7 protein-coding genes are annotated in these 8292 nt (G+C 56.7%); 4 read left to right on the forward strand and 3 right to left on the reverse strand.

Annotation, left to right across the window (positions count from 1 at the left end; translation table 11 throughout):
* Positions 1-846, forward strand: an 846-nt coding sequence (locus VNX88_05790; GenBank protein ID HWY68155.1) for an inositol oxygenase family protein, incomplete at its 5' end; no start/stop codon positions are given.
* Between the two features lie 1046 nt (positions 847-1892).
* Here the strand turns inward: VNX88_05790 and VNX88_05795 are convergent.
* Genes VNX88_05795 through VNX88_05805 form a run of 3 tightly spaced genes read right to left on the reverse strand, consistent with a single transcriptional unit; the run spans position 1893 to position 5241 of the window.
* Positions 1893-3110 carry an ABC transporter permease gene (locus tag VNX88_05795; GenBank protein HWY68156.1) on the reverse strand — a complete coding sequence of 406 codons (1218 nt, stop codon included), beginning with the start codon at positions 3108-3110 and terminating at the stop codon, positions 1893-1895.
* Positions 3111-3119: 9 nt separating this feature from the next.
* The gene (locus VNX88_05800) at positions 3120-3911 is read right to left on the reverse strand and encodes an ABC transporter ATP-binding protein (protein ID HWY68157.1); all 792 of its coding nucleotides are present in this window, start codon (positions 3909-3911) and stop codon (positions 3120-3122) included.
* A 10-nt stretch (positions 3912-3921) separates the two neighbouring features.
* Positions 3922-5241 carry an efflux RND transporter periplasmic adaptor subunit gene (locus tag VNX88_05805; protein HWY68158.1) on the reverse strand — a complete coding sequence of 440 codons (1320 nt, stop codon included), beginning with the start codon at positions 5239-5241 and terminating at the stop codon, positions 3922-3924.
* A 174-nt stretch (positions 5242-5415) separates the two neighbouring features.
* Between VNX88_05805 and VNX88_05810 the strand changes: the two genes are divergently transcribed.
* The 3 genes from VNX88_05810 to VNX88_05820 all read left to right on the forward strand — a co-directional run bounded on the left by VNX88_05810 (position 5416) and on the right by VNX88_05820 (position 8222).
* Positions 5416-6117, forward strand: a complete 702-nt coding sequence (locus tag VNX88_05810) for a response regulator transcription factor (GenBank protein HWY68159.1) — start codon at positions 5416-5418, stop codon at positions 6115-6117.
* 3 nt (positions 6118-6120) lie between these two features.
* Entirely contained in the window at positions 6121-7482 is a 1362-nt protein-coding gene (locus tag VNX88_05815; protein HWY68160.1) for an ATP-binding protein, read from the forward strand.
* 203 nt (positions 7483-7685) lie between these two features.
* Positions 7686-8222, forward strand: a complete 537-nt coding sequence (locus VNX88_05820) for a polymer-forming cytoskeletal protein (protein HWY68161.1) — start codon at positions 7686-7688, stop codon at positions 8220-8222.
* The last annotated feature ends 70 nt before the right edge of the window (positions 8223-8292 follow it).

Consider the following 8292-nt stretch of genomic DNA (forward strand, 5'->3'; position numbering starts at 1 on the left):
CGTCCGGCAACAGAACCGCTTTCCAATCTGGAACAGTGGGATGATTTCGTCGAAGGCCGCTACAAGGAAGGCAAGTCGGAATCGGAGTTCCGCCAGTACGACGAAAAAGCAACTCCCGGAGTCGCGGAGTTCTACCGGCTGAATCATCAATATCAGACAGTCGACTATGTGCTCGAAAAGGAAAAGCAGCACTTCGGCCTCAAGCGCGGGAAAAAGAGCGTTTGGGAGGCGGCTGAATATCTGAACACACTAGTCGACGACAGCGATCCCGATACCGACCTCACACAGCTCGAGCACCTGCTGCAGACCTCCGAGGCAATCCGCCGTGATGGTCATCCGCGCTGGATGGTTCTAGTGGGCTTTGTTCACGATCTGGGCAAATGTCTTTGTCTCTATGGCGAACCACAGTGGGGCGTGGTTGGAGATACGTTCCCCGTGGGTTGCGCTTGGGCTGACCAGATTGTTTTCCCCGAGTACTTCGCCAACAACCCGGACCGAAACGTTTCCAAGTACCAAAGGAAGGATGGAATCTACGAACCGAGCTGCGGCCTTGAAAACGTGCACATGTCCTTCGGGCATGACGGCTACATCGCAGAAGTGATGAAGCCGTACCTGCGCGATGAAGCTCTATACATGCTTCGCTTCCATTCCTTTTACGCATGGCACCGGCATGGCGCTTACCAACACCTGCAAAACGAAAAAGATCGGGCGATGCTCGAGTGGGTAAAGAAGTTCAATCCATACGACCTGTATTCAAAGGGTCATACCAAACCAAATCTCAAGGAATTGAAACCGTACTACGACGATCTTTTCGCGGAATTCTTACCAGAAAAGCTGGCTTGGTAATCAGGCCACCGAAATTTAACGGCACATACTCTCGAACTGGGGAAGTTCCAAGGCTCGTTGCGGGAGTGTTAAGCCCCTTTCTTTCATAGCGCCTTCCAATGATCGAGGCCGAAGCGCCTGATCGGAATGAGTAGCTCCTGAGCTTTACAACTGTGCAGGTCGAACCATCCAGTGGCTTCTTTCCGGAACAGCTCTTCCACAGGCAGGCCGGTGAACTCTTGTAGAGCAACGGATTGCTCAAATATTTTTTCTTTGGCTTGCAAGTTGTTGATGCGTCTTGCTGAAAAAATTTGGCGGGCAACGGACGAAACTTCCTTTTTCTGGGCAATTCCGGCATCATGCGCAAAGCAATGTCGCATGCACTTTCATTTCGGGAATGGAGTAGCCATGCGGAGTGCTTACATCCGGGCGGGGAACCGTCGGGCTGTGCCTTTCCGACACCTCGCTGCGGACAAGAGATAGATCACAGCAGCCGCTCGCGGCAACTTCGATCCCACCGAGATCCCATCATGCAGATGGGATCATCCCATGCCGATCCCACTGAGATTTGTGGGATATCCCACCGAGATCCCATCGCGTCCATGGGATCTTCGATGGGATCTCATGGGATCTCGTCGCGTAAGTCCTTTAGATCATGGGATCGAGTCAAAATAGATTTTTTGGACGACTTGGGCGCTGGGAGAGGCTCCTAGCATGCGACGGTCAATCGCGCGCAGATGCAGGCGAGACACCGCAGAACTCGTGTCGACCAAATTCACTGTTCATTCACTGTTATTTCCCTGGTCTCACTCGTTTTCTCCAGTATCCATGCGGGTTTGCCATTCGGAGAAAAAATTCGCTGTTCTTTTCGCTGTTAAATTCACTGATCTGAGCCTTAACAGTGAAAAAAGAGGGAATTTGGAGATTCACAGGATGGATGGCCCCGGAAGCAGCTTTGGACGAATCACCGGCGCCCAGGATCTTCGCATCGGTCAACTTTCTCTCAAGCTAGAGTCCGGGTTGGAGAGCAGTGCATTTTGTGCTGGCTGCTCTCCATCCTTCAAGAACTATTCGAAGCGCAGTGCTTCGATCGGATCGAGGCGAGCTGCTTTCCTTGCGGGATAGTAGCCAAACGCGATGCCGATCGCGGTTGAGAAGATCACGGCCGCTCCGACTGCGAGTACCGACACGGAAACACTCCAGTGCAGGACGTAGGTGATCAGCACCGAGCTGCCAATACCGACGAGAATTCCGATTGCGCCGCCGAGCAGGCTCAGTACTACGGACTCCAGAAGGAACTGGCGTTGTACGTCCTGTTCGGTAGCGCCGATGGCTACGCGAATACCGATTTCCCGCGTGCGCTCGGTTACTGACACCAGCATGATATTCATGATGCCGATGCCGCCTACGATCAGCGAGACGCCTGCAATCGATGCCAGCAGCATGGTCATTACTTGTGCAGACTGGTCGGCGAGTTCAGCTACGTCGGCCAGGTTGCGGATGGTGAAGTCGTCCGGATCGCCCTGGCGGATGCGGTGCCGGTCGCGCAGGATCTGCGTGATCTGGTCTTGCGCGGCATAGCTCTCCTGCTGCGACTTGGCGGAGACCATGATGTTGCGCAGCCAGTCCTGGCCGGTGATCTTCTTCTGCAGCGTGGTAATGGGGACGTAGATGCCGTCGTCCTGATCGCCGCCCATGCCTGATGTTCCCTTGGCGGTGAGCACTCCCACAACGGTAAAGGGCAGATTGCCGGCACGGATTGTTTGACCGACCGGATCGCTATTCCCAAACAGGTTCTGGCGTACGGTATCGCCGATTACGGCTACGTTGGCCGCAGTCCTTGCGTCGTCTTCGGTGAAGGAAGCGCCTCTCGCCATGTCCCACGCGCGGATGTCGAAATACTGCGGCTCAGTTCCCGTCACCGTGGTGGCCCAGTTCTGATTGCCGTAGACCAACTGCGTGCTCGCCGAAGAACTCGGAGCGGCATTGGCCACTGCAGGAGCCTCGCGCAGGATCGCGATTACATCGGAGGCAACCAGCGTCTGCGTGGCGCCGGCGCCGGTCCGCGTGCCGCCTTTGTTTACGCTGCCCGCGGAGATATAAAGAAGATTCGTCCCCATGGCGGCGATGCGATCCTGCACTTCCTTCTGCGCTCCATTGCCGATGCCGACCATCGCGATCACCGCTCCTACTCCAATGATGATTCCCAGCATAGTCAACGCTGAGCGCAGCTTGTTACGTGCGAGTGCCCGCAATGCGATTTTTAGAATTTCTACGAGTTCCATAACTTACCTTCAATCCTGTTCCACTGTGGGCATCTCGGCCAGTACCTCGGCTGCGCGCGGACGGTCCGTGACCATCTCATCGCGACGAATCTTGCCATCGCGGAATGTAATCACCCGCCGCGCAAATTGAGCGATGTCCAGCTCATGGGTGACCAGTATGATCGTGAGCCCTTCGTCATTCAGAGTTTGAAGAATGCTCATGATCTCAACCGACGTGCGGCTGTCGAGGTTTCCCGTCGGCTCGTCGGCCAGGAGAATCGACGGTTGATTGACTAGCGCCCTGGCGATCGCGACTCGCTGTTGCTGTCCGCCTGAGAGCTGCGACGGAAAATGGTCGAATCGCTCTCCCAGTCCCACCATTTCCAGTGCGTGCTTAGCGCGGCGCAGGCGCTCTTCGACGTCGAGCTTCGCATACAGCGTTGGTAACTCAACGTTCTCCAGCGCCGTGGTGCGGGCCAGCAGATTGAATCCCTGGAACACAAATCCAAGGCGTCGATTGCGAATGGCAGCCAGCTCCTTTTTCGGGAGCTGGGCTACATTCACGCCATCGAGGAAGTAGTCGCCCGAAGTGGGACGATCGAGGCAGCCCAGAATATTCATCAGCGTTGACTTGCCGCTGCCGCTCGACCCCATGATCGCGACGAACTCTCCCTTCGCGACGTCGAGGTTGATGCCGCGCAGGGCGTGCACCCGGTTTTCACCGAGCTGGTAGATCCGGTGCACGTCCTGAACGCGGATCGCTACGTACTCTTCCTGTGCTTCCTGTCTTACGAGTTCCTGTTCTGCAAGCATCGTTGTCATCACACACCTCCTAGCGTCCCATCCTGTTGCCGCCGCCACCCATACCACCGACACGCGGAGTGGCTGGCGATGCGTTGCTTCGCGCGGCCGACGCTGCTGGTTTGCTCGCGTCGGCTTTGCCGGTCACAATCACATCGCCAGCGTTCAATCCGCCCGCGACCACTTTTGTCACCGCTGTGTTCACGTGGTCGGTAAGGCCGGCGACGATCTGAACGGGAACAAGATTCTTGGTTCCGTCGAGTTTCCAGACCACCGCCTGCTGCGACTGCCGCCCCTTGCCGGAGGACTGAATGCCATTGGCCGCAAAGAGCTGCTGTAGTTTGTCGGCGCTCAGGTCGGGCTTGAAGCGCAGCGCAGCATTCGGAACTTCAATCACGTTTGCCGCTTGTGCCACGGGAATGGTCACGTAAGCGGTCATTCCCGGGAACAGCTTCTGCTGCGGATTGTCAAAGGCGATGACCGTGTCATACGTCACGACGTTTTGTACTGTGGTCGGATTCATACGAACTTGCTCTACCGTTCCACGGAAGACTTCGTTGGGAAATGCGTCGACGCTGAACGTTCCAGGCTGCCCCGGACGGATTTGTCCCACATCGGATTCATCGGTCTTTGCATAGACCCGCATCTTGGTCAAGTCCTGCGCGATGGTGAACAGCGTAGGCGCCTGCAAAGAAGCGGCGACGGTCTGGCCGACGTCGATGCTGCGCGCGGTCACCGTTCCATCGATCGGGGAACGAATAATGGTGTGATCAAGATTGGTTTGCGCCACCTTCACTGCGGCCAGCTTCTGCGCGACTTGCGCATTCGCCTGCTTTACCTGCGCGGCCGCCGACGCGACTCCAGCCTGATTGGATTCGGACGTAGCTTTGTCAATGTCAAGCTGCTGCGCCGCAATGACTCCTTCTTTCGCGAGGGCGTCGCTGCGCTCGTAGGCTTTCTGGGTCTGCGCGGCAGTAGCCTGAGCCTTCAGTAGTTCGGCTTTGGCCGCTGCCGCCGTGGCTTCAGCGTTCTGCAGATCGGCTTGCGCCTGGAGCAGAGCTCCCTGGAACAGCGCCGGATCGAGCTCAGCAACTACCTGACCCTTTTTCACTCTGGTATTGAAGTCGGCGTTGAGCTTCGAAATCGTGCCGGAAATCTGCGATCCGACCTGAACCGTAGTGACCGCGTCGATCGTGCCGGTCGCCTGCACCAACTGGCGGATGTCGCCCTGCTGCACGCGCTGCGTTGTGTATGCAGGCTTATCGCCTCCGCGCAGAGTAAAGGCACCCAGCGCCGCAATGGCGACGAATAGCGCCAAAATTACGATCCATTTACGTTGAATATGCTTCATTGCCCTTCCCTCGTACCCTGTTAGACCCATGAGTGGGGAGAACGACCGTTAAGACTCGGGAAAGACTATGTAAAGAACTCTAAAGCTGTGGTTCCAACGACTTAGAAGTTGCCTCTAATGCTTGTGACTTATTTAAACTGCCAACCGGAGATAGAGCCGTCCGCGACAATCGCCATGGAACGCATTCTCATCGTCGACGACGACGTAGATCTTTATCAGCTCGTCACCCAGTTCCTGGAGCCGGAAGGATTTCAGGTAGAGGCGGCGCATGATGGGCCAAAGGGGCTGGAGCGAGCCGTTTCCGGCGATTACAGCCTGATCGTGCTTGACCTCATGCTTCCCGATATGGGAGGTCTCGAGGTTTTGCGCAATCTGCGACTGAAATCGAACGTGCCGGTTCTGATCCTGACGGCACGCGGAGAAGATATTGACCGCATCGTTGGACTGGAAATCGGGGCTGACGACTATTTGCCCAAGCCATTCAATCCCAGAGAGCTGCTGGCGCGAATCCGTGCCATCCTGCGCAGAACGCGTGAAGCCGCAACTCGCGGGCCTGATGACAAGCTAAAGGTCGGCGACGTTGAGCTAGATCCTGGCACGCGCAAGGTGCAGCGCGCGGGCGAGAAGGTCGAGCTCACCGCAGTGGAGTTCAATTTGCTCGAGCAGTTGCTGCGCTCGGCCGGCCGGGTAGTCGAGCGCGAGAATCTCGCGCAGGAGGTATTGGGCCGCAAACTCTCGGCACTCGATCGGAGTCTGGATGTCCACGTGAGCAATCTGCGAAAGAAACTCGGCGACCGGTCTGACGGCGAAGAACGTATCCAGACTATCCGTGGCGTGGGTTACATCTATCCGTTGGCAGAGAAGAGCGCGAACTGAGTGATGAGGAGCATCTTTCTCAAGATCTTTCTCTGGTTCTGGCTCACCATGGTGCTCATCGCGCTAGCCTTTGCCGTTGTGCTGAATCTTGAAAGTGAAGTAAATCCTACACGTCAGTCGCTCACGGGAGATGCCGTAGCTTTGTACGCCTCATCTGCCGCCGAGGTATTCGAACGGCACGGAGCGCAAGCTGCGAGTGACTTTTTACGGCAGCTGAACCAAAGCTCGCACATTCGCGCTGTGCTGCTCAGCGATGACTTGCATAATCTTGCTGGCGACCTTGCAAATCCCGATTCGGATCTACTTGCGCAAGCGAAGTCGACTGGCCAAACTCAGATCGAAATGCATGGCAACTTTGCTTTTGCGGTTGCGCCAACTCAGAGCGTATCCGGCAAGCGTTACCTCTTCGCCGCGGAATTGCCGCGACGCGCTCCTGGGATCTTTCGTGGTACCTTGCGGCAACAGCTCTTGCGTTGGACCCTGGCCGTCCTGATCTCGGGCATGGTGTGTTACGCGCTCACGCGGTATCTCACGTACCCCGTTCTGCGTTTGCGCTCTGCCGCAAGCAGCATTGCTGCTGGCGACTTCGCAGCTCGCGCAGCACCTGGCCTGGGCAGCCGGCGCGATGAGATGGGCGAACTGGTACGCGACTTCAACCAAATGGCGGAGAGAATCCAGCGCCTGATGGACGCGCAACAGCAATTGCTTCGCGACATATCCCACGAACTGCGGTCGCCATTGGCGCGCTTGAATGTCGCCCTTGGGCTGGCAAGGAAATGGGCAGGAGAACAGGCTACCTCAGCGCTGGATCGCATCGAGCAGGAATCCGAGCGTCTGAACGAAATGATCGGCAGACTGCTCACGCTTGCTCGCGTCAAAGCGCTGGTGGATCCCCCTCAGCACGTTACGGTTTCACTGCGTGCGCTACTCGATCAGATTGCACAGGACGCTGGCTTCGAGGCCAGCGCTAAACATTGCCAAGTCCACGTGGAAGGCGCGGAAGACTGTGAAGTTCGAGGCTCACACGAACTTTTGCACAGCGCAATTGAGAATGTCGTTCGCAATTCGGTTCGTTATGCTCCCCCGGAAAGCAACATACAAATCGAGCTGAGATGTGATGGAAAGCTCTCCCGTGTAGTGGTGCGTGACCACGGACCTGGCGTGCCTGAGGCCGAGTTGTCCAAGATCTTTCGGCCGTTTTACCGGTTAAGCGATGCGCGCGAGCATCGCTCGGGTGGCACAGGCATCGGGCTCGCCATCACGCAAGAAGTTGCAAGATTGCACGGAGGTAGTGTGAGTGCGCGTAACGCTCAGCCCCACGGTCTGATGGTCGAAATTGAGCTTCCCCGAGCTAGCGTCTCATAAGCGATCTTGCGTGTGCTTGTTTCCTTACCGCAACTTGGCCCACGGACAATTTCGAATATACCCCGGGACCTCTGCGGAGCAGTATCTTCACGCCGGGAATATGAAGAATCTCCGGCCATGACCTTACGGTACCTATTCAGGCGGCGCTAGTCCGAGATACAACAGGGCTTACCAACACCTTATTTTGTAGAAGGAATCACCCCATGTGGAGTCCCTCCCGTCCAAATGGCAGTCCGTCGCAACCGTCAATCCCTGAACCTAAAACCTCTCCTGCGAGTGCGAGCGCTGCACCCGCGGTTAACCGTCCACGTTCGGACGAGCGCATCACATACATTGGCAAATCTCTCGTCATTAAGGGAGAAGTGAGCGGCTCCGAACCGCTTCACATCGAAGGCAAGATCGATGGACCGATCTCGCTCCCACAGTGCCACGTGGCCGTCGGGCGCGATGCCATCGTGAATTCCGATGTGCAAGCGGGCGAAGTGATAGTGCGGGGAACCTTAGACGGAAACATTACAGCAACCGATCGCGTGGAAGTCCATAGCGGTGGAAGCTTGACGGGAAACGTGTGCGCGGGGCGAATCAGCATCGAATATGGCGCCTTCTTCCAGGGGAAGGTGGACATGCGGCAGCCCGATCCCAAGGCGCATCTCGACACCTACAGTAGCAAGGCGGACTCGGGGAAAAAGTCGTCCGGCTCGGCAGAGCTGGACGGAGTTCCCGCTTTGTCGACCTACTGATTTTTCTTGCGCCAAGCCGCAGCGAGGGTCGAAAATTTCAGCATCAGTCTTTGTGACTGATTGATAACCA

This window comes from Terriglobales bacterium, assembly GCA_035567895.1.
Lineage (GTDB): Bacteria > Acidobacteriota > Terriglobia > Terriglobales > Acidobacteriaceae > Gp1-AA112.